We start from the raw sequence: 20,535 nt of genomic DNA, 5'->3' as shown, positions 1-20,535 counted from the left end.
GCGCGGCGGGGGTGCGGCTCCGGGGATCGAGCGCGCGGGGCCGGGGGGTTCCCGGGGCCGGTAACCTTGGGGAGGGGCGCTTTGGCGCGCCCGGACACGTACGCGCAACCAGGAAGGTGCCCGCACCGTGGAAACCGCAGCTCCGGCAGCCGTGATCGTCGCCATCGACGGTCCCTCCGGCACGGGCAAGTCCAGCACGTCCAAGGCCGTGGCGGCAAAGCTCGGCCTGCGCTACCTGGACACCGGGGCGCAGTACCGGGCCATCACCTGGTGGATGATCACCAACGGTGTCGACACCGACGACCCGCAGGCCATCGCGGTCGCCGCGGGCAAGCCCGCCATCGTCTCCGGCACCGACCCGGCCGCCCCCACCATCACGGTGGACGGCCTGGACGCCGCCGGCCCCATCCGCACCCAGGAGGTCACCTCCAAGGTCAGCGCCGTCAGCGCCGTCCCCGAGGTGCGCACCCTCATCACCGAGCTCCAGCGCTCCATCGCCGCCGAGGCGGCCGAGGAGGCCGAGGGCATCGTCGTCGAGGGCCGGGACATCGGCACCACCGTCCTGCCCGACGCCGACCTCAAGATCTTCCTGACCGCCTCCGCCGAGGCCCGCGCCGCCCGGCGCAGCGGTGAGCTCCGCGGCAAGGAGGCCGTCGACCTCGCGGCCACCAAGGAGGCGCTCATCAAGCGCGACGCGGCCGACTCCGGCCGCAAGACCTCCCCGCTGGCCAAGGCCGGTGACGCCGTGGAGGTGGACACCACCGAGCTCACCCTCGACCAGGTGATCGAGTGTGTCGTCACGCTCGTCGAGGAGCGGCGGAGCGCGACCGAAGGCAGCCAGAAGCGGGCGGGCGGCAAGTGAGCGAAGCGCCCTCCCTCAAGGGTGCGGCGGTCGGCAGGCGCATCGGCATCGGGCTCATGTACGGGCTGTGGAAGCCCCGCGTGCTCGGCGCCTGGAAGGTGCCCGCCTCCGGCCCTGTCATCCTTGCCGTGAACCACTCGCACAACATCGACGGCCCGATGGTGATGGGGACCGCGCCGCGGCCCCTGCACTTCCTGATCAAGAAGGAAGCGTACGTCGGCCCGCTCGGCCCCTTCCTCGAAGGGATCGGGCAGGTCAAGGTCGACCGCGGCGGAGCCGACCGGACGGCGATAAGCCGCGCCCTCGGCGTGCTCGACAACGGAGGGGCCCTGGGGATCTTCCCCGAGGGAACCCGGGGCGAGGGCGACTTCGCCTCGCTGCGCGCGGGCCTCGCGTACTTCGCGGTCCGCAGCGGCGCGCCCATAGTGCCGGTGGCCGTGCTCGGCAGCGGCGACACCCGCGGACGGCTCGTCAAGGGCCTGCCCGCTCTCAAGAGCCGGGTCGACGTCGTCTTCGGGTCGGCCTTCGACGCCGGGGACGGCACCGGCCGCCGTACCCGTACGGCGCTGGACGAGGCCACCGTACGCATCCAGGACCGGCTGACCGCCCACCTGGCCGATGCCAAGCGCCTCACCGGGCGCTGAGCGAGACTTGACCTAGTAGTGGAACTGCGCTGCGCGGGTACCACCGACCACCACGATCGACGAGGAACGGACTTCATGAACGACCAGCACGACCACGGAGCACTTGGCGATGCCGAGTACGCGGAGTTCATGGAGCTCGCCGCGGAAGAGGGCTTCGACATCGAGGACGTCGAAGGTGCCCTTGAGGAGGCCGCTGCCGGCCCCCTCCCCGTCCTCGCCGTCGTAGGCCGGCCCAATGTCGGCAAGTCGACCCTGGTGAACCGCATCATCGGCCGCCGCGAGGCGGTCGTCGAGGACAAGCCCGGCGTCACCCGCGACCGCGTCATGTACGAGGCCGAGTGGGCGGGCCGCCGCTTCACGGTCGTCGACACCGGCGGCTGGGAGCAGGACGTCCTCGGCATCGACGCCTCCGTCGCCGCCCAGGCCGAGTACGCCATCGAGGCCGCCGACGCCGTGGTCTTCGTCGTCGACGCCAAGGTCGGCGCCACCGACACCGACGAGGCGGTCGTACGCCTGCTGCGCAAGTCCAAGAAGCCCGTCGTGCTGTGCGCCAACAAGGTGGACGGCCAGAGCGGCGAGTCCGACGCGGCCTCCCTGTGGTCCCTGGGCCTCGGCATGCCGCACCCGGTCTCCTCGCTGCACGGCCGCGGCACCGGCGACATGCTGGACGCCGTCCTCGAAGCCCTGCCCGAGGCCCCCGAGCAGACCTTCGGCGGCGCCGCCATCGGCGGTCCGCGCCGCATCGCGCTGATCGGCCGCCCGAACGTGGGCAAGTCCTCGCTGCTCAACAAGGTCGCGAAGGAGGACCGTGTCGTCGTCAACGAGCTGGCCGGCACCACCCGCGACCCGGTCGACGAGCTGATCGAGCTCGGCGGCGTCACCTGGAAGTTCGTCGACACCGCCGGCATCCGCAAGAAGGTCCACCTTCAGCAGGGCGCCGACTACTACGCCTCCCTGCGCACGGCCGCGGCCGTGGAGAAGGCGGAGGTCGCGGTCATCCTGATCGACACCACCGAGACGATCAGCGTCCAGGACCAGCGCATCATCACCATGGCCGTCGAGTCCGGCCGCGCGATCGTGATCGCCTACAACAAGTGGGACGAGCTCGACGAGGAGCGCCGCTACTACCTCGAGCGCGAGATCGAGACCGAGATGCAGCAGGTCGCCTGGGCGCCCCGGGTGAACGTCTCGGCGCTCACCGGCCGCCACATGGAGAAGCTGGTCCCGGCGATCGAGACCGCCCTCGCGGGCTGGGAGACGCGCGTCCCGACCGGCCGCCTGAACGCCTTCCTCGGCGAGGTCGTCGCCGCCCACCCGCACCCGATCCGCGGCGGCAAGCAGCCCCGCATCCTGTTCGGTACCCAGGCGGGCAGCAAGCCGCCGCGGTTCGTCCTCTTCGCCTCGGGCTTCCTGGAGCACGGCTACCGGCGCTTCATCGAGCGCCGGCTGCGCGAGGAGTTCGGCTTCGAGGGCACCCCGATCCACATCTCGGTGCGGGTGCGCGAGAAGCGCGGCGCCCAGTACAAGAAGAAGAAGTAGCAGGCGCAGTACGCCGCCGCGGGCTCAGTAGCCCCGGCGCGGAGCGGGCGGCAGGGCCGCCGGGACGTGTGTCATCCCGGTCTGGCGCTGCCGCCCGTCGGCGTATCCGGAGCCGCCCGCGTACGAGTAGAGGGGCTGGGGCTGCGGCTGCGGGAGGTACGCGGGCTGCCGGCTGTCGGTCTCCTGCCACGACGAACCGTTCCAGCCGCCGTACGAGCCGGTGCCGTACGGGCCCGTCCCGTACGGGCCCGTCCCGTACGGGCTGACCGTGCCGGTGTACCCGTACGAGAAGGCCGTGAACCCGAGGTCCTCCTCGCCCGTTCGGTCGCCCGGCAGCGCGCGGAAGGACCGCAGGTACTCCGAGTACAGGGTGTCGTAGATCGGGGTGTGCGAGACGGTGCTCGTACGGGACGGGGCGCGGGAGGAGTCGTATGGATGCACGTATCAGCCAACGAAACGAGCGCCTTGCGGATGCGGGGTGACGGCCCGGAAAAACGCAGATCGCCGGGGGTGCGCGGGACGGACCGCACCCCCGGCGCACGCCGCCCGGCCCCCCTGCGGCGGGGGGCCGGGCGGCCGTTCCGGTACCGGCTGTGGAGCCTCCCGGATCAGGCGCCCGGAGTGCCCGCCAGGGGCATCGAGGCGGCCACGAGCTTGCCCGCGGCGGCCGCCTTGTCCAGCGCGTCGCGCAGCAGGTCCTCACGGGGCTGCTGGCCGATGGAGCCGACCGGGGCGGCGTAGATGAGCACGCGCTGGTTCTTGTTGACGGCGGCCCGCCAGCCGTCGGTGACCGACAGCGCCTGGTGCGCCTGCCACCAGGCGACCGGGCGGCTGCCCTCGGTGCCCGGCTGGAGGACGGCGTGCAGCTGGCCGCCGGCGAGCAGGACCGACCAGCCGTTCAGCGGGGTGGGGAGTTCGGCCGTGTCCGTGACGGGGATGAAGCCCTGCTCGATGAGGAGCGGGAGGAAGTCGTCGCCGGGGCCGTCGCTGCCGGGGCGGGCGATCGGCGCGGTCGGCTCGACGACGAGGGCGGGGTGGAGCTCGCCGCCGATCAGGATCAGACCGCTGGTGATGCCGAGGACGGCCTGGCCGCCGGGCACGTTCTGCGGGGCACCGGCGGCCGCGGGCGCGCCGGGGGCCGGGCTGTCGCCGGTGATGCTCGCCACGGCGCCCTGGAGCTGCTCCTCGGACACGGAGACGACCTGCGAGGGGATGCAGGTGGCGTGGGCGAAGGCGAGGACGGCGGTCTCCTCGCCGACGAACAGCACCGTGCTGGTGCGGTCGTTCTCGGGGTCGCCCGGGGTGCGACAGGAGGTGCAGTCGTAACTGCGCGGCGCGTCCTCGCCGACGAGCAGCCTGTCGGCTTCTTCGTCACCGATCTCGGCACGTACCTCATCACTGACGTCGAGCATGCGCGGCACGGGGTGGCTCCTCGGCATAGGTGCGGGGGCCGGGCGGTTCCCGGCTCACCGGGATCAACGGGGGAGCGGCGGCCGGGGTCACGCCATTGGAGGGAACGGAATCGAACCGGGCCCCCGGAGGAGTGAACCGTCCGACCGGAGCTTCCCTTTCGTGCCAACTGTTTTCTTCTTGTGCGCAGTTGGTGGCCGAGGATGGCCGTTTGGGGAAGGGGTGGCCGGTCGGCCGACCGGGTGGGGCGCGGGGCGCGCCCGGTGCGCCGGGCCGGGACGGCGGTGCGGCCTGCGTAGCGTGACCCGGTGCCCCACCTCCGGATCCGGCGCGCCGCCGGTGCCGCTGCCGTCGCCGCCGTACTGGTCCTCGTACTCCCCTCCGGTACGGCGGCGGCCGGCGCGGCACCGCCGCCGCCCGCGCCCGGGCCGGCGGGGGCGTCGCACCCCGGTTCGCCGGGCCTGATCGGAAGCGGGCCGGGGGACTGCGGGCCGGGCGGGCAGTGGCCCTGGGACTGCGTCGCCGACTGCGAGAGCAGCGGGCGCTGGGCGATCAACACCGGCAACGGCTTCTACGGCGGGCTGCAGTTCTGGCACCCGACGTGGGTGGAGTACGGGGGGCCCGCGTTCGCGCCGCGGGCGGACCTGGCGAGCCGGGGGCAGCAGATCCGGGTCGCGGAGGACGTGATCGGCCGACAGGGCTGGGACGCCTGGCCCGCGTGCTCGAAGCGGTACGGGCTGGCCGGGCGGATGCACGTGGTGCGGGACGGGGACACGCTGGTGACGATCGCGCGCAAGCACACGGTGCCGGGCGGCTGGCGGGCGCTGTACGAGGCGAACCGGGAGCTGATCGGGGCCCGGCCCGAGGCGATCGAGGTGGGCATGCTGCTGGCCATTCCGGAGCGGGCGACCGCCCCTCCGGCGGTCCCGGTGGTTCCGGCGGTCCCGGGGGAGGCGACGCCTGCCCCGGCTCCCCGTCCGTCGCCCGCTCCGGCCGTGGCCCCGTCGTCGCCCACCGGGACGCCTCGCCGCTGAACGCGGGCGTGCCCCGGCGCAGTTCGCCGCTGGCAGACTTCGGCCATGCTCGATACCTCCGCGCGACTGCTGCGTCTGTTGTCCCTGTTGCAGGCTCACCGCGAATGGACCGGGGCCGATCTCGCCGAACGGCTCGGGGTGACCGCGCGGACCGTCCGGCGGGACGTGGACCGGCTGCGGGAGCTGGGCTATCCGGTGAACGCCAGTCCCGGGACCGGCGGCGGGTACCAGCTGGGGGCGGGGGCCGAGCTGCCGCCGCTGCTGCTGGACGACGACGAGGCCGTGGCCGTGGCCGTCGGGCTGCGGACCGCCGCCGGGAACGGGGTCGAGGGGATCGGGGAAGCCTCCGTACGGGCCCTCGCCAAGCTGGAGCAGGTACTGCCGTCGAGGCTGCGGCGCCGGGTCTCCGCGCTCAACGAGTTCACCGTGCCGATGCTGCGCGGGCCGCAGCGCTCCACCGTGGATCCCTCGGTGCTGACCGAGCTCGCCGCCGTGTGCCGGGACGCCGAGCGGCTGCGCTTCGGCTACCGGGACCACGAGGGCAACGTGACCCGCCGCGCGGTGGAGCCGCACCGGCTGGTGTGCACCGAGCGGCGCTGGTACCTGGTCGCCTGGGACCTGGACCGGGAGGACTGGCGCACCTTCCGGGCCGACCGGATCGAGCCCAGGCCGCCGCACGGGCCGCGGTTCACGCCGCGCCGGCCGCCCGCCGAGGACCTCGCCGCATACGTCTCCGAGGGCGTGGCGCAGCGCGCGTACGCGGCCCGCGCGGTGGTACGGCTGAAGGTTTCGGCGCAGGAGGCGGCGCGGATCGTCGGGCCGAGCGAGGGCGCCCTGGAACCCGTCGACGGGCAGAGCTGCCTGCTGCGCACCGGGGCGGTGAGCCTGGACGTCCTGGTGATTCACATCATGCTGCTCGGCTGTGAGTTCGAAGTGGTCGAGCCGCCCGAGCTGAGCGACCGGATCAGGGCCGCCAGGGATCTGCTGGGGCGGGCCGTGGAGTCGGCGGCGGTGAAGGAAATGTAGGGGAAGTGAGGGGGATTCAGCTGGTCCGGTCCAACGGGTCCGTGGCAATCTCCGGCAGAAATTCCCCGGTTGCGTGGATTGGCTTCGGCGGAAATTCCAAACGGGTTGTGCGACGGGCGTGTCGCGGGCCGAAAAACAATTGGCGACTGTCGATATTCTGTGACACAAGCGTGACCCGGGACGGACGAACGTCAGGGCGCGCTGCTGACGGACGGCGAACGACGAAGGCGGGCCGGGTCAGTGACCCGGCCCGCCTTCGCGGTCTGCGGTGAGGTGTGCGTACCGTCCCGCGGCGTCGGTTCAGCCGCCGGCGACCGGGCGGGGCGCCGCCCCCCGGGCGGTGGCCCGTTCGGTGTGCGCCGGGCGGCGGCTGCCGACGGGGGTGACCGGGGTCCGCTCGGACCGGATGACGTGCGGCCGGGCGGAGAGCACGGCCGCGGGCCGCGGCGCCGGGGTGTGCCCGACGGGTACGGCGGCCTGTGCGAGCGCCGCGGCGGCCGCGGGAGCCGGCTCCTCGGCGGGGTCGGTGACGCGGACCAGCTGCCACTTTCCGCCCGCGGAGAGCAGCGGGGTGAGCGCGGACGCGACCGGCGCGGACATCCGGCCGGTCTCCGCGCGGCGGCGCAGCAGTTCGCGCAGCTCGAAGACGTAGGCCTCGGACCGGGCGATGAGCGGCTCGAACCAGGGCAGCGCCAGCAGGATCAGCAGCCCCGCGGACCAGCCGAGCAGGACGTCGCTGACCCAGTGGGTGCCGAGGTAGACGGTGGTGGCGCCGACGCTCAGCGAGACGACCGCGGACACCACGGACAACACCCGCCGGGTGACCACGGTGGAGGCCAGGTACGCGAGGATGCCCCAGGTCACGACGGCGTTCGCGGTGTGGCCGGAAGGGAATATATCGCCGCCCGCGAAGAGTTCGGCCGATCCGATCTCCGTGGCGTAGTGCGGGCCGAGTCGGCCGAGGCCGAGCTTGACGGACCCGACGGTGATGTTGAGCAGCAGCAGTGCCACGCCGAGGGCGATCAGCGGGCGGAGGGTGTGCTGCCGCCAGGAGCGCCAGCCGAGCCAGGCGGCGACCATGACCGCGGTGGGCCCGCGCTGGCCGAGCACGACGAGGTAGTCGAGGAAGGCGTGCACCTGCGGCCACTGCTCGTAGGGCCGGAAGAACATGATCTGCCAGTCCAGGCGGACGAGCCAGGACGTGGTCAGTACGGCCACCACGATCGCGAGGTAGAAGGCGAGGGTCGATCCCAGGAGAACGACGCGGTGCCGGCTCATCTGCGGGGTTTGCAGATGAGCCGGTCGCTCTGGTTCCCGGTCCAGCCGGGCGAACACCCGCTCCAGACGGGTCAGGATTTGGTCGGTACGCACTCAATCGACGTTACCGCGCGCCGATGGTCAGCCCGGGCGAATCACCGGCTTTGTGATGACCATGTGATGTGGAGTTGGTCTCACGCGGGACTTAATTCCCCGTATTTCGGCAATGGTTGGAGCGGCCTTGATCCACTGCCCTGGCAATTATTTCGCATACTTAGTGACACTTTATCGCCGCAGCTCCTTTCCTTTGCCGAATGATGGATCGGAATGATCCATTCCGTTACGGAGGGCCCGAACCGTTCAGCCACAGTGCCCCGTAGACCGCCGAGGCCAGCGCCGCCGCGCCCAGCACCAGGGCCGCCCGGCGGGTCCGCCACCGGGCCAACGCCACCGCCACCGGCAGCAGCAGCGGGAAGGCGGGCAGCAGCAGCCGGGGCTTGGAGCCGAAGTACCCCGACGCGCAGAGCGCCAGCGCCACGACGATCCCGCAGTACACGAGGAGCGGCGCCGGCTGCCGTTGCCGCACGCACCGCCCGTACAGCCAGAGCACGAGCACGACCCCCGCGATCAGCCCGAGTCCGGCCGCGAAGGCGGAGGAGGCCAACTTCGCCCCGATGAACCGGGCGAAGGCCCAGCCCCCGTCGAAGCCGTTGCCCCAGCCGCCCTGCACGTCCAGGTACCCGAACAGGCCGCGCCCGGTGTGCGCGCCGACCCACAGCACGTACGCCGCCGCACCCAGCGGAGCCAGCGCCGCCCCCGCGGTCATCCGCCACGACCGCTCCCCGCGCCGCCATGCCAGTGCGACGGCCACCCACACCGCGGCGACCACCGCGGCTCCGACCGGGCGGGTCAGCCCCGCCCCGGCCGCGAGCAGGCCCGCCGTCAGCCACCGGCCGCGCAGGGCCCCGTACAGCGCCCAGGCGGCCAGCGCGGTGAACAGCGACTCGCTGTAGGCCATCGACTGCACGATCCCGACGGGCAGCGCCGCCCACAGGGCGACGGCGACGACCCCGGCCCGGCGGCCGTGGAGCAGGTCCGCCACCGCGAAGATCCCCCAGGCCGCGGCGAGCCCCGCCGCCGTCGAGACCACCAGACCCGCGGAGCCGTACGAGAGCCCGGTCGCCGCCGACACCAGCCGCTCCAGCCAGGGCAGCAGCGGGAAGAAGGCGAGGTTCGAGTGGACGTCCCCGTTCGGGAGGAGCACCTCGTACCCGTACCCCTCGGCGGCGATGCGGGCGTACCAGAGCGAGTCCCAGCGCGCCGACAGCAAGGTGTGCGGGCTGCTGCCGGCCGCCGCGCTCCACACCGCGAGCACGGCCAGCCCGAGCAGGCGGACCGCCGCGAAGACGGCGAGCGCGGGCGCGGCCCGGCGGAATCCAAGATCTTTCACGGGCATGATTATCGGTGGCGACGCCGACGGCCCCGAGAACCACGGGCCGTGAGCGCGCGTGTACGCGGGGGAAGGGCGAGGTGTGGGGAGTGGCGTACACCACAGAACGGCCGCCGCCGGTATGAGAGCTTGACCACGTATCGGGCAGGCGAACTCGCGTACGCTGACCGTTCACTCGCGTGTCGATGCCGGACCCCGTTGGACGCCGCACAGCGCACCACCCCCCGTGGCTCCGCAAGACGCTGGTCCGCCGAGCGCGAGGGATCACCTGGGAGGTACATGCATGTCGGGGACGAACGCGGCCGGGGCCAGGACCCCTTCGCCCTGGCAGCGGCTCCGCGCAGCCTCCGGCGGGGCCAACCGATGGGTCGTCCTGGCGGTGCTGTGCGTCAGCCTCGTCCTCGTCGCGCTCGACGCGACGATCCTGCACGTCGCCGTCCCCTCCATCACCGAGGACCTGCGCCCCGGCTCGATCGAGCTCCTCTGGATAGTCGACGCCTACCCGCTGGTCTGCGCCTCGCTGCTGATCCTCTTCGGCACCCTCGGAGACCGGGTCGGCCGCCGCCGCGTCCTCCTCCTCGGCTACGGGCTCTTCGGCGTGGCCTCCGCCATCGCCGCCCTCGCCGACAACGCCCAGGTCCTCATCGCCGCGCGCGCCCTGCTCGGCATCGGCGGTGCGATGATCATGCCCGCCACCCTGTCGATCCTGCGCCAGGTCTTCCCGGACCGGCGCGAGCGGGCCCTGGCCATCGGCATCTGGACCGCCGTGGCCGCGATCGGCGCCGCCAGCGGACCCGTGCTCGGCGGCTTCCTCGTCCAGCACTACTGGTGGGGTTCCGTCTTCCTCATCAACATCCCGCTGATGGCGCTGATCCTGCCGCTGGGGCGTTGGCTGCTGCCCGAGTCGAAGGGCTCCTGCGACGGACCGTGGGACGTGACCGGCGCGCTGATGGCCGCCGCCGGCGTGCTCGGCTCGGTGCTCGGCATCAAGCGGCTGGGCGCCGAGCGGCAGCTCCTCGACGCGCAGGCGCTGGTGCCGCTGGTGCTCGGGGTGGCGCTGCTCGTCCTCTTCGTACGCAGGCAGAAGCGGCGCACGCACCCGCTGATCGACATGCGGATGTTCTCCCGCGCCGCCTTCTCGACCTCCGTCGGCTGCATCGTGCTCGCCATGCTGGCCCTGGTCGGCCTGGAGCTGATCGCCGTCCAGTACCTCCAGCTGGTGCTGCACCTCAGCCCGCTGGCGACCGGCCTGCGACTGCTGCCGCTCACCTTCGCCGCCATGGCCGCGGGCGCCACCGGCTCGTACACGCTGGCCCGGATCGGGCCGCGGACGATGGTCTCGCTGGGCTTCCTGCTCACCGCCTTCGCCGTGCTGCTGCTGACCTTCATGGGCCAGCACGACCGGCCCGTGCTGCTCACCGCCGGCTTCATCCTGCTCGGCTTCGGGCTCCAGACCACGCTGTTCGCCGCGTACGAGTCCATGCTGAGCGAGGCCCCCGCGGACACCGCGGGCGGCGCGGCCTCGATCGGCGAGACCTCGTACCAGCTGGGCGCGGGCATGGGCATCGCGCTGCTGGGCAGCGTGATGAACGCCGCGTACGCGCCGGGGATCGCGCGGGTGCCGGGGGTCTCGCCCGCGGACTCGGCGAGCGCCGCGCACTCCCTGGGCGAGGCCTACCAGATCGCCGTGCACCTCGGAGGGCCGGCGGGGGCGGCGCTGTACGCCGCCGCCCGCAACTCGTTCGTGCACGGGCTGCACGTGACGCTCCTGGTGAGTGCGGGGCTCCTGCTGGCGGGGGCCGTGATGGCGCTGAGGCTGCCGCGGGTGATGGAGTGCGGGGCGGCTGACCGCGAGACCGACGCGCAAACCCCCGCGAAGGCCCGCACCGAGTCCCCCGCGGAGTCCGCGGTCGTGCGGCTGCCGGCGCAGGTCAGCGGCGAGCCGTGTCCGTCTCCGGTGGAGCAGGCGGGCTGACCGGACGCGGGTGGGGCTGGATTTGCCCGGCGCGGACGCATAGCGTCGGCGGAGCGTAAAACTCGCGCTGCTAGGTTCTGTACTCAGGCCTTCGGGAGGCCCCGTGTCCGCGTTCCTGCCCCTTGATCCGCTCGGGCTCGACGAGCTCCTCGGGCCCGAGGACCTCGCGATCCGCGACACCGTCCGCGGCTGGGCCGCCGACCGTGTGCTGCCGCACATCGCGCAGTGGTACGAGAGCGGCGAGCTGCCCGGGATCCGGGAGCTGGCCCGGGAGCTCGGGTCCATCGGGGCGCTCGGCATGTCCCTCACCGGGTACGGGTGCGCCGGCGCCAGCGCCGTTCAGTACGGTCTCGCCTGCCTCGAACTGGAGGCCGCCGACTCCGGCATCCGCTCGCTGGTCTCCGTCCAGGGCTCGCTCGCCATGTACGCGATCTGGAAGTACGGCTCGGAGGAGCAGAAGCAGCGCTGGCTGCCAGGCATGGCGGCCGGCGAGCTGATCGGCTGCTTCGGGCTGACCGAGCCCGACGTCGGCTCCGACCCCGCCGCCATGCGCACGTACGCGAAGCGCGACGGCACCGACTGGGTGCTGAACGGCCGCAAGATGTGGATCACCAATGGTTCCGTCGCGGCGGTCGCCGTGGTGTGGGCGCAGACCGACGAGGGGATCCGCGGGTTCGCGGTGCCCACCGACACCCCCGGGTTCTCCGCGCCGGAGATCAAGCACAAGTGGTCGCTGCGGGCCAGCGTCACCAGCGAGCTCGTGATGGACGACGTACGGCTGCCGGCCGACGCGGTGCTGCCGGAGGTCACCGGGCTCAAGGGGCCGCTCGGCTGCCTCAGCCACGCGCGGTACGGGATCATCTGGGGGTCGATGGGCGCGGCGCGCTCCAGCTTCGAGTCCGCGCTCGGCTACGCGAAGACGCGGGAGCAGTTCGGCAGGCCGATCGGCGGCTTCCAGCTCACCCAGGCCAAACTCGCGGACATGGCCCTCGAACTCCACAAGGGCATCCTGCTCGCCCACCATCTGGGCCGGCGGATGGACGCGGGCACCCTGCGGCCGGAGCAGATCAGCTTCGGCAAGCTCAACAACGTCCGCGAGGCCATCGAGATCTGTCGCACCGCGCGGACCATCCTGGGTGCCAACGGGATCTCACTCGAATACCCCGTCATGCGGCACGCCACCAACCTCGAATCGGTCCTCACCTACGAGGGCACCGTCGAGATGCACCAACTGGTGCTGGGCAAGGCGCTCACCGGGCTCGACGCCTTCCGGTGAGGGCCCTGCCTAGCTCTGGTTGAAGAACTCGCGCGAGCGGCCGCCGGGCTCGCCGCTCACGATCTGGGTGTCGGCCGGGGTCAGCAAGAAGACCCTGGTCGCCACCCGCTCGATCGAACCGCGCAGCCCGAAGGTCAGTCCGGCCGCGAAGTCGACGACGCGCTTCGCGTCGCCCGGGTCCATCGACGACAGGTTGACGATCACCGGGACGCCCTCGCGGAACAGCTCGCCGATCCCCCGCGCGTCACGGAAGCCGTCCGGGGTGACCGTCGCGATCCGACGGCCCTGCTCGACGGCCGACTCCGACGCCACCCTGACCCGGGGGTCGGTGACCCACTGGTCGCCGGGCCCGGACACCGAGCCACCCTGGGCGGCCTCCGCGTAGTCGTCGTCGTAGTAACGCTCGTCGTCGCTGTCCTCCACGAGACCCAGCCAGGCACTCGCCTTGCGCACCGAACCCATGGACGCCTCCTTTCACCGCGGTCAGTCTGTCTTCTCTCCGCTGCCCCTATGGTCGTCCATGATGCTGACAACGCGCCAAGTGGATAGTCGCCGCGCACGGGTTTCGTGACGGTACTGGTGCAGAACATGCGTTGCACGATCAAGGATCCAGACGGCTAACACTGCTGACTGAGTGAAAATACGACTGCCACGTCCGTACGGGTGAGCGACGGGGACGTACGGGTGAAGAATCCGGCTCGATACCATGCCGGGCAGGCACGCGTACGACACACGGGGGAAGCAGTTGTTCGGCATCGTCAGACCTTGCACGCACCGGCTGGGGGAGCGGTTCAAAGCGGAGTGGATGGCTCATCTGTGCGGGCTCTGCCTGGCACTTCGCGGTGACCACGGCCAGTTCGCCCGGATCGTCACCAACTACGACGGGCTGCTCGTCTCCGTTCTGACGGAGGCTCAGTCCGGTCCGGCGCCCGGTGCCCGCCGCACCGCGGGCCCCTGCCCCCTGCGCGGGATGCGTACGGCCCCGGTCGCCAACGGCGAGGGAGCCCGGCTCGCCGCCGCCGTCTCGCTCGTCCTGGCCTCCGCGAAGGTACGGGACCACGTGGCGGACCGCGACGGGCTGTTGGCCCGCGCCCCCATAGCCGCGGCCGCCCGCAAGGTGGCCCGCGGCTGGGACCGGGCCGGTGCCCGCACCGGGGCCTCGCTCGGCTTCGACACGGCGGTCCTCGTCGACGCCGTGGACCGGCAGGCGGGCATCGAGACGCTGGCCGGCCTCGGCACGCCCGTACTCGTCGTGACCGAACCGACGGAGACCGCGACGGCCGCGGCCTTCGCCCATACCGCGCAGCTGGCCGGACGGCCAGGCAACGCCCCCGCGCTCGCCGAGGCGGGCCGGTACTTCGGGCGGCTCGCGCACCTGCTGGACGCGGTGGAGGACCGGAGCGCCGACGCCGCGGCGGGCGCCTGGAACCCGCTCACCGCCACCGGGACCTCGCTCACCGAGGCCCGACGGCTGTGCGACGACGCCCTGCACGGCATCAGGCTGGCGCTGCGCGAGGTCGAGTTCGCCGACGCGGGACTCGCCCACCGGCTGCTCGTGCACGAGCTGCGCACATCGGTGGACCGGGCCTTCGGGACCAGCAGCTGCGGGCACGTCGGGACGAACGCCGCCGGGCAGGGGCAGGGCGGCTACGGGCCGCCGCCGCAGGGCTACGCGCCGCAGGGCTATGCGCCGGGCGGACCCGGCCCGTACGGCAGCGCTCCGTACGGGGGTGGCAACCCCTACGCGCCGGGTGCTCCCGGCCACGCTCCGGGCGGGCCGGGCATGCCGCCGCCCATGGGGCCCGGCGGTGGCGGTGGCGGCGGTGGTGGCGGCGGCCTGCCCCCCCAGAAGCCGCGCCGCGGGCTGCTCGCCGGCTGCGCGGTGGCCCTCGGGCTGTTCTGCACCTGCCAGCTGTGCTGCACGGACCACGAGGGTCCGTGGTCGCGGAAGAAGCGCGACGCCTGGTGCGACGACTGTGACTGCAGCAACTGCAATTGCGATTGCTGCAACTGCTGCGGCGACGGTGGCTGCTGCGACGGGTGTGACTGCGGCTGCGACTGCGGCTGCTGAACCCCTTTCAGATTCCGCAGGTCCGGACGGGCTACCCCGCGGTTCCCGTCCGGACCGGTGTGGAAGGGGTGCGGGATGAGCGATGACGCAGACGATCCGCCCGTCGACCGGCGGGAACGGCGCGGCCGCCGGGTGGCCGCCGTGCCCCGCGGGACCGGCACCCCTCCCGGACCCCGTCCGGGGGGACTTCCGGGCCGGCCGATTACCCGGAAGGTCGAATTCCGGCCGTTCCGGGGGAGGGTCGGGGGTGCCGCCCCGGAACACGCTGCTCTTCGGTGCGGCGGCGAGCGAGGGGCGGCTGAAAGACGCCCTTGCGACCGGTAACTGACGCCCCCACACTCCCGACAGTGCTTGTCAGGGACACGGCGCAAAAGCGTGCACTACCCGTGCCCCGGCTGCGCCTCACGGGCTCCGGCACCCCCACGACCGCCGGGCCCCCGACCCTCTCGGAGGACGAGAAGTGAGGATCAAGAGCATCACCCGTACCAGGCTGCTCGCGGTGGCCACCGGCCTGGCCGCCGTCGCAGCGCTCGCCGCCCCCACCGTGGCGAACGCGGACGCGAGCCGGGACGGCAAGGACGCGGCGTTCAGCTCCGCCCAGCTGGCCTCGGCCGGCGCATCCGTCCTGCGTGCCAATGTCGCCGGCACCGCCTGGCACACCGACCCCGCCACCGGGACCCTCGTGGTCGCCGCCGACTCCACCGTCTCCGCCGCCGACATCGCGAGAATCAAGCGCGAGGCCGGCGCCGAAGCCGGGGCCCTGCGCATCGAGCGCACCCCGGGCAAGCTGACCAAGCTGATCTCCGGCGGCGACGCGATCTACGCGTCGGGCTGGCGCTGCTCGCTCGGCTTCAACGTGCGCAGCGGAAGCACCTACTACATCCTGACCGCCGGGCACTGCACCGACGGCGCGGGCACCTGGTGGACCAACTCCTCCCACACCACCACCATCGGCGCGACCGTGGGCTCCAGCTTCCCCACCAACGACTACGGCCTCATCCGTTACGACAACACCTCGCTCGCCCACCCCGGCACCGTCGGCAGCCAGGACATCACCAGCGCCGTCAACGCCACGAACGGCATGTCCGTGACCCGGCGCGGCTCCACCACCGGAACCCACAGCGGCACGGTGACCGGCCTCAACGCCACCGTCAACTACGGCGGCGGCGACATCGTTTACGGCATGATCAAGACCAACGTCTGCGCCGAACCCGGCGACAGCGGCGGCCCCCTCTACTCGGGCACCCGCGCGGTCGGCCTCACCTCCGGCGGCAGCGGCAACTGCTCCTCGGGCGGGACCACCTACTTCCAGCCCGTGGTCGAGGCCCTCAACGCCTACGGGGTCAGCGTGTACTGATCCCCGGGGCCGGGTAGGAGACCCGCCCGGCCTGCGGCACGACCGTGAGCCCCTGCCCAGCTCGTGGGCAGGGGCTCGCCTTTGGGGGAGCAGGCAGCGGTCAGCAGTCAGCCGTCACAGAAGCCAGTCCAGGGCCTCCGGCTGCGCGCACTGAGCGCCGAAATGGCCGGCCCCGGGCTCCATGACCGTGGTGCTGTGCTCGATGTGCCCGGCCAGCCAGCGGAAATGGCCCAGGGGGGAGAAGGTGTCCTCGGCACCGCGCCACAGCAGGACCCGGCCGGGGATCGAGCCGGGATCGAAGCCCCAGGGCCGGCAGAAGGCCAGGCTGTCGTCCAGCCAGCCGTACCCGGAAGTGCGCAGCGCTTCCCGGTAGTTGTCCAGCAGCGTCTGATACACCCCGTGGTCCGAGAGGACCGGCAGGTCGGCGTCGGAGAGATCGGCCCGCAGCTCGTCCAGCAACAGGGCCGGATCGCTGCTGATCGCCGCGGCCCGAGGGGTGAGCCGCCGTTCCAGGGCCGCCGGATCGCGGACGGCGAGCGCGTAGTGCTCCGCGTTGTGGGCGGTCATGCCGGCGAACCAGTCGAGTCCGGCTCCATCCCACGGTGCGAGGCTGACCAGGGCGGCCGTCCCCGTCACCCGCTCCGGGAGCAGCGCCGCGCAGGCGAGGGCGTGCGGGCCGCCGCCGGAGCGGCCGACGACGGCGAAGGTGTCCACGCCCAGGGCGTCCGCGACCGCGGCGGAGTCCGCAGCGGCGTCGGCCACCGTCCGCCCCGGGCACCGCTCGGAATCCCCGTACCCGGGTCGGTCGTAGGCGAAGAACCGGATGTCCGGGTAGCGGTCCGTGATGCCGGGCAGGGCGGTTCCGAGCCGGCTGCCCGGGGTGCCGTGGTGTAGCAGTACGGGCACCCCGTGCGGCGCACCCCAGTCCTCGGCCACGATCCGGCGGCCGTCTCCCGCCCTGACCTCGACGCGCACTGCACCTCCGTGGTCTGTCGGCGTCCTACGGATGTCTCTAGTCTCATGACGACAGCTCCACCGATGGAAACACGACCACGACCCTGAGGGGGGAACCGTGCCAACCACCCCTCGCTCCGAGCGCGGCACACCCGTCGCGATGGAGGTCACCGGGGACGGCGGCGTGCGGCTCGTCCCCTTCCGCGAGTTCGTGGTCAAGGTGCACAGCAGATGCGATCTCGCGTGCGACCACTGCTACGTCTACGAGCACGCGGACCAGAGCTGGCGGCAACAGCCCAAGGCACTCTCCGAACCGGTGGCGCAGCGGGTGGCGGCGCGACTCGCCGAGCACGCGGCCACCCACGGCCTGCCCTCGGTGACCGTCATCCTGCACGGCGGCGAGCCCCTGCTGGCCGGCCCCGACCGGCTGCGGACGCTGTGCGAGGTGCTCACCAGCGCCCTCCACGGGGTGGCCGGACTCGATCTGCGCATCCATACCAACGGGCTCCGGCTGGGCGTCTCCTTCCTCGACCTCTTCGCCGAGTACGGGGTCAAGGTCGGGGTGTCCCTCGACGGCGACCGCACGGCCAACGACCGGCACCGCCGCTTCGCGGACGGCCGCTCCAGCCACCCCCTGGTCCTCAAGGCGCTCGAACTGCTCAGGCAGGAGCGCTACCGGCACCTGTACCAGGGCCTGCTCTGCACGGTGGACGTCGAGAACGACCCCCGCGCGGTGCTCGACGCGCTCACCTCGCTCGAACCGCCGCGCATCGACTTCCTGCTGCCGCACGCCACGTGGGAGACGCCCCCGGCCCGGCCCGACGGGCTGCCCGTGGCCTACGCCCGGTGGCTCCTGCGGGCCTTCGACCACTGGGAGGCGCGGGGCAGGCCGGTGCCCGTCCGGCTGTTCGACTCGCTCCTGAGCACCCTGCGGGGCGGGCCGAGCCTGACGGAGTCGCTCGGCCTGGCACCCACGGACCTGGTCGTCGTCGAGACCGACGGCACGCTGGAGCAGGCCGACTCGCTCAAGACCGCTCACGAGGGTGCCGCCGCCACCGGATTCGACGTCTTCCGTCACAGCTTCGACGAGGTGGCCGCCCACCCCGGCATCCGGGCCCGCCAGTCGGGCCTCGCGGGCGTCAGCGCCGAGTGCCGCCGGTGCCCCGTGGTGCGTTCGTGCGGCGGAGGCCTCTACGCGCACCGCTACCGGGCCGCGAACGGGTTCGACAACCCCTCGGTCTACTGCGCCGACCTGCGGGAACTGGTGGACGGGGTCGAAGCGCGCACCGCCCCCGTCGTCATCGCGCCCGAGGTCGCCGGGCCCGCCGCACTCCTGGCCTCCCAGCAGGAGCTGACCCGGGTACTGCTGGCCCGGCTGCACAGTGACATGGCGGAGGCGGGGGGCGAGCGGGGCGAGGACTGGCAGCGCTCCTGGGAGCTGCTCGCGGCCGTGGAGGCCGCGGCGCCGGACGCGCTGGACGCCGTACTGGACCATCCGTACACCCGCGCGTGGGTGCTCGCCGCCCTGGATCCGGTACGCCGGGGGCGGCCCCCGGGAACGGAACCGGTCCGGCAGTTGTCCGCGCTGGCCGCGGCGGCCGTGGTGCGAGGGCGGCTGGACATGACCGTGCCCGTGGTCCACCCGGGCGGCGCGCTGTACCTGCCCACGCTCGGCCTGCTGCGCACCGGCGCGTCCGCCGAGGAGGGCCGGGCCGGGATCAGGGCCGCCGACGCGGGGTTCTCCGTACGGGAAGGCGGCACCGAAACCCGCTTCGGGCTGTCCGAGGAGGGTCCGCGCTGGCAGCCCGTACGGGTCCTTCCGGGAACCGGAGCGTGGGTGCGGCCGATGGCTCTGGAGGACGTCGACCCCTACCGCGACTGTTTCTCCCGGCCGCCCTCGCCGAGGCTGGACGGAGCCGCAGCCGAGGGCTGGCAGCGGCGGCTCGGCGCGGCCTGGGCGCTGCTGCACCGCACGGTGCCGGTCCTGGCGCGGGAGACCGCGGCCGGCCTGGGCACGCTCACACCACTCGTGGGCGGAGCGGGCGCCGGCCGGGGGCGCGCGGGGCGGTGCGGGCCCGGCGCGCTGGGCGTGCCCTGCTCGGCGGGCGTACGCGGGACCGCCCTGGCGCTCCTCACCGGGCGGCGGCGGGCCCGGCTGCGCGAGCTGACCGAGGTGACCGACCTGTACGCGCTGGACGGGGAGTGGCTGCACGAATCCCCTTGGCGGGAGCGGCCGGTGCCGGTGTCGGAGCTGCTGGCCGATGCGTACGCGCGGGTGGCGGCCGAGGAGTACCGGCGGTCGGAGGGCCTCGGCGGCGGGGACGGTGACGGCGAGGGAGAGGGCGACGGGGATGCGATCAAGCGCGCCCTGGACCGGCTGTCCGGCGCGGCGGAGCTGACGGTGAGCGGCAAAGCGGTCGTGGGCGAACTGCGCGGGGAGTTCGAGGCGGGGGCCGGGGGCGTTGCGGCGAAGGACGCCGCCGCCGGGGAGGAGTGACCACCGCGGTCCGCGCCGGCCCAGCGCCACCCGGGGCTCAGCCCGTGGCGTCGTCCGGCAGCCCGCTGCCCACGGCCGCCCCCGGCCGGCCCCTGCGGAACGCCGCGCAGGCCAGCGTGACCGCGGAGCCGAGCACCGCCCAGCCGGCCAGCACCAGCATCGGCCCGGCCAGGTCGTTGCCCTTGAAGTACGTGATGGAGCGCGCGGCGTACGTACCGGCGCCCGGGGGCAGGGCCGGGCCGATGGTGCTCCAGAACGGCGGCAGTAGCGGGTACGGGTAGGCGCCGCCGGCGCTCGGGTTGCCGAGCACCACGACCAGCAGGATCGCCAGACCGATGCCGACCACGCCCGCCAGCCCCTGGAGGGCCAGCGTGATCGAGCCGACCGCGAAGACGACCAGGGTCCCCAGCCCCCACAGGCCCATCAGGGAGCCGGGCAGTGCGTCCAGGACCGGGCCGGCGATGACCGCGCCGAGCAGTCCGGCGGCGATCGCGTACACGAGCAGCGCGCCGAGCCGGATGACGGCGCGGGTGGGGTTCGCGGGCCGGGCGCCCGCGCTGATCGCGAGGATCGCGGCGCACAGGTAGCCGCCCACGCACCAGCCGATGACCAGGTAGAAGGAGCTCAGGCCGCGGCTGTCGCCCTTGTAGGCCGGGGCCACGTCGATGACCTGGACCGTCCGGCCCTGGGCCCGCTCGACCGCGCCGACCACCCCCTCGAGGGCCTGCGAGAGAGCGGCTCCGGCGCCGGAGGCGACCAGCAGCCTGTCGGTCCGGCCGGCCGGGTCGATGATCAGCGCGCCGTCCACGTCCCGGTTCTCGATCAGGCCGACCGCGGCGGCCTCGTCCTTGGCCGTACGGGGGTCGAGCGGCTTGCCGGGCAGGTCGGCGAGCTGCTGCGCGGACCGTTCGGCGACCTGGGCGAGGGGGGCGGTCACGGCGATCGGGATCTCGCTGGGCTTCGGGTGGTGGAACGCGCCGATGTACGAGGTGATGAAGGCGAGCTGGAGCGCCAGCACCCCCAGGACCAGCAACGCCGCCCGGATGGTCACGGCGTCCTTGATCTCGGCGAGGAAGCCGCCGGACCGGCCTGCGTCGGTGTTCTGGGTGGGCTGGGTCATGTCTCACACGCTCGGCGTACCGGGGGCGGCACGCAGCAGGGGCGGGCCGAATGGATGACCTGG

General features: G+C 73.1%; 17 protein-coding genes. 10 read left to right on the top strand and 7 right to left on the bottom strand.

What is annotated here, in order from left to right; genetic code table 11:
• The first annotated feature begins 127 nt into the window (after positions 1–127).
• The 3 genes from cmk to der all read left to right on the top strand — a co-directional run bounded on the left by cmk (position 128) and on the right by der (position 3,045).
• Positions 128–862, top strand: a complete 735-nt coding sequence (gene cmk, locus OG737_RS05165) for a (d)CMP kinase (protein WP_328924942.1) — start codon at positions 128–130, stop codon at positions 860–862.
• A 56-nt stretch (positions 863–918) separates the two neighbouring features.
• Positions 919–1,506: a lysophospholipid acyltransferase family protein gene (locus tag OG737_RS05160; protein WP_328930216.1), complete on the top strand. Its 588-nt coding sequence runs from the start codon at positions 919–921 to the stop codon at positions 1,504–1,506.
• 75 nt (positions 1,507–1,581) lie between these two features.
• Positions 1,582–3,045, top strand: a complete 1,464-nt coding sequence (der, locus tag OG737_RS05155; RefSeq protein ID WP_328924941.1) for a ribosome biogenesis GTPase Der — start codon at positions 1,582–1,584, stop codon at positions 3,043–3,045.
• A 24-nt stretch (positions 3,046–3,069) separates the two neighbouring features.
• Here the strand turns inward: der and OG737_RS05150 are convergent, their stop codons facing one another.
• On the bottom strand, positions 3,070–3,486 hold the full coding sequence (locus OG737_RS05150) for a hypothetical protein (RefSeq protein ID WP_328924940.1): 417 nt from the start codon (positions 3,484–3,486) through the stop codon (positions 3,070–3,072).
• Positions 3,487–3,653: 167 nt separating this feature from the next.
• On the bottom strand, positions 3,654–4,466 hold the full coding sequence (locus OG737_RS05145) for a hypothetical protein (protein ID WP_328924939.1): 813 nt from the start codon (positions 4,464–4,466) through the stop codon (positions 3,654–3,656).
• A 297-nt stretch (positions 4,467–4,763) separates the two neighbouring features.
• On the opposite strand from OG737_RS05145, the gene OG737_RS05140 reads away from it, so the two are divergent.
• Together OG737_RS05140 and OG737_RS05135 are read left to right on the top strand one after the other, a co-directional pair.
• A complete protein-coding gene (locus OG737_RS05140; RefSeq protein ID WP_405921233.1) occupies positions 4,764–5,489 on the top strand; it encodes a transglycosylase family protein in 726 nt (241 codons plus the stop codon).
• Positions 5,490–5,534: 45 nt separating this feature from the next.
• Entirely contained in the window at positions 5,535–6,515 is a 981-nt protein-coding gene (locus OG737_RS05135) for a YafY family protein (protein WP_328924937.1), read from the top strand.
• Positions 6,516–6,815: 300 nt separating this feature from the next.
• Here the strand turns inward: OG737_RS05135 and OG737_RS05130 are convergent, their stop codons facing one another.
• Positions 6,816–7,886: a phosphatase PAP2 family protein gene (locus OG737_RS05130; RefSeq protein ID WP_328924936.1), complete on the bottom strand. Its 1,071-nt coding sequence runs from the start codon at positions 7,884–7,886 to the stop codon at positions 6,816–6,818.
• Positions 7,887–8,112: 226 nt separating this feature from the next.
• Positions 8,113–9,228 carry a hypothetical protein gene (locus OG737_RS05125; protein WP_405680159.1) on the bottom strand — a complete coding sequence of 372 codons (1,116 nt, stop codon included), beginning with the start codon at positions 9,226–9,228 and terminating at the stop codon, positions 8,113–8,115.
• A 277-nt stretch (positions 9,229–9,505) separates the two neighbouring features.
• Here OG737_RS05125 and OG737_RS05120 point away from each other — a divergent pair, with 277 nt between their 5' ends.
• Positions 9,506–11,197, top strand: coding sequence for an MFS transporter (locus tag OG737_RS05120; protein ID WP_328924934.1), 1,692 nt, complete (start codon positions 9,506–9,508; stop codon positions 11,195–11,197).
• A 103-nt stretch (positions 11,198–11,300) separates the two neighbouring features.
• A complete protein-coding gene (locus OG737_RS05115) occupies positions 11,301–12,473 on the top strand; it encodes an acyl-CoA dehydrogenase family protein (RefSeq protein WP_328924933.1) in 1,173 nt (390 codons plus the stop codon).
• 9 nt (positions 12,474–12,482) lie between these two features.
• Here OG737_RS05115 and OG737_RS05110 read toward each other — a convergent pair whose 3' ends face one another.
• Positions 12,483–12,935, bottom strand: coding sequence for a cell division protein SepF (locus tag OG737_RS05110; protein ID WP_328924932.1), 453 nt, complete (start codon positions 12,933–12,935; stop codon positions 12,483–12,485).
• Positions 12,936–13,218: 283 nt separating this feature from the next.
• Here OG737_RS05110 and OG737_RS05105 point away from each other — a divergent pair, with 283 nt between their 5' ends.
• Positions 13,219–14,544: a DUF5685 family protein gene (locus OG737_RS05105; protein WP_405922399.1), complete on the top strand. Its 1,326-nt coding sequence runs from the start codon at positions 13,219–13,221 to the stop codon at positions 14,542–14,544.
• Between the two features lie 460 nt (positions 14,545–15,004).
• Positions 15,005–15,901: a S1 family peptidase gene (locus OG737_RS05100; RefSeq protein ID WP_328924931.1), complete on the top strand. Its 897-nt coding sequence runs from the start codon at positions 15,005–15,007 to the stop codon at positions 15,899–15,901.
• Positions 15,902–16,015: 114 nt separating this feature from the next.
• On the opposite strand, the gene OG737_RS05095 is transcribed toward OG737_RS05100, so the two are convergent.
• Positions 16,016–16,876 carry an alpha/beta hydrolase gene (locus OG737_RS05095; protein ID WP_328924930.1) on the bottom strand — a complete coding sequence of 287 codons (861 nt, stop codon included), beginning with the start codon at positions 16,874–16,876 and terminating at the stop codon, positions 16,016–16,018.
• Positions 16,877–17,015: 139 nt separating this feature from the next.
• On the opposite strand from OG737_RS05095, the gene fxsBH reads away from it, so the two are divergent.
• Positions 17,016–19,352: a radical SAM/SPASM protein FxsBH, inactivated beta-hydroxylase extension form gene (gene fxsBH / locus OG737_RS05090; protein WP_405922398.1), complete on the top strand. Its 2,337-nt coding sequence runs from the start codon at positions 17,016–17,018 to the stop codon at positions 19,350–19,352.
• A gap of 37 nt (positions 19,353–19,389) precedes the next feature.
• Here the strand turns inward: fxsBH and OG737_RS05085 are convergent, their stop codons facing one another.
• On the bottom strand, positions 19,390–20,472 hold the full coding sequence (locus tag OG737_RS05085; RefSeq protein WP_328924928.1) for a DUF3533 domain-containing protein: 1,083 nt from the start codon (positions 20,470–20,472) through the stop codon (positions 19,390–19,392).
• Positions 20,473–20,535: the final 63 nt, after the last annotated feature.

Origin of the sequence: Streptomyces sp. NBC_00122 (assembly GCF_045160845.1) — a bacterium.
Lineage (GTDB): Bacteria > Actinomycetota > Actinomycetes > Streptomycetales > Streptomycetaceae > Streptomyces.
Note: the sequence above shows the minus strand (reverse complement) of the source record. Positions and strands in the feature narration are given on the sequence as shown.

Excerpts from the sequence above, each read along its gene's own strand:
- OG737_RS05160 (WP_328930216.1), top strand. The coding sequence starts at position 919 with ATGTACGGGCTGTGGAAGCCCCGCGTGCTCGGCGCCTGGAAGGTGCCC.
- der (WP_328924941.1), top strand. The coding sequence starts at position 1,582 with ATGAACGACCAGCACGACCACGGAGCACTTGGCGATGCCGAGTACGCG.
- OG737_RS05135 (WP_328924937.1), top strand. The coding sequence starts at position 5,535 with ATGCTCGATACCTCCGCGCGACTGCTGCGTCTGTTGTCCCTGTTGCAG.
- OG737_RS05125 (WP_405680159.1), bottom strand. The coding sequence starts at position 9,228 with ATGCCCGTGAAAGATCTTGGATTCCGCCGGGCCGCGCCCGCGCTCGCC.
- OG737_RS05120 (WP_328924934.1), top strand. The coding sequence starts at position 9,506 with ATGTCGGGGACGAACGCGGCCGGGGCCAGGACCCCTTCGCCCTGGCAG.
- OG737_RS05110 (WP_328924932.1), bottom strand. The coding sequence starts at position 12,935 with ATGGGTTCGGTGCGCAAGGCGAGTGCCTGGCTGGGTCTCGTGGAGGAC.
- fxsBH (WP_405922398.1), top strand. The coding sequence starts at position 17,016 with ATGGAGGTCACCGGGGACGGCGGCGTGCGGCTCGTCCCCTTCCGCGAG.
- OG737_RS05085 (WP_328924928.1), bottom strand. The coding sequence starts at position 20,472 with ATGACCCAGCCCACCCAGAACACCGACGCAGGCCGGTCCGGCGGCTTC.